The organism is Paraburkholderia sp. EG286B, assembly GCF_040965655.1.
Taxonomy (GTDB): domain Bacteria; phylum Pseudomonadota; class Gammaproteobacteria; order Burkholderiales; family Burkholderiaceae; genus Paraburkholderia.
Genome location: NZ_JBFRCF010000267.1, coordinates 1 through 255, shown reverse-complemented (window position 1 = coordinate 255; position 255 = coordinate 1). Strand labels below are relative to the sequence as shown.

At 65.9% G+C, this 255-nt stretch carries 1 protein-coding gene; it reads right to left on the bottom strand.

Annotated elements, in window-relative coordinates; all coding sequences use genetic code 11:
* Positions 1-53: 53 nt before the first annotated feature.
* A partial coding sequence (locus tag AB4Y42_RS44695) for a carboxymuconolactone decarboxylase family protein (protein WP_368697953.1) occupies positions 54-255 on the bottom strand: 202 nt, incomplete at its 5' end.

The window sequence follows — 255 nt, the reverse complement described above, 5'->3', positions numbered from 1 at the left end:
CGGACAGGCGCGTTCTTTTGACCGCTTCCGCTCGATTCCACGAGGCGACCGCTTCAGCGTTCCGCAGCCACGGCGGAGTCGGGGGGCCGGCGGAAGCTGATGGCAAGCCGGTTGTAGGCATTCATCAGGCTGATGGCCATCGTAAGGTCCGCTAGCTCCTTCTCGCTGAACGTTGTCGCGGCAAGCTGGAAGTCCTCGTCGGGTACATGGGTGTCGGCCACGCGGGTGACCGACTCCGCCCACGCCAGAGCGGCG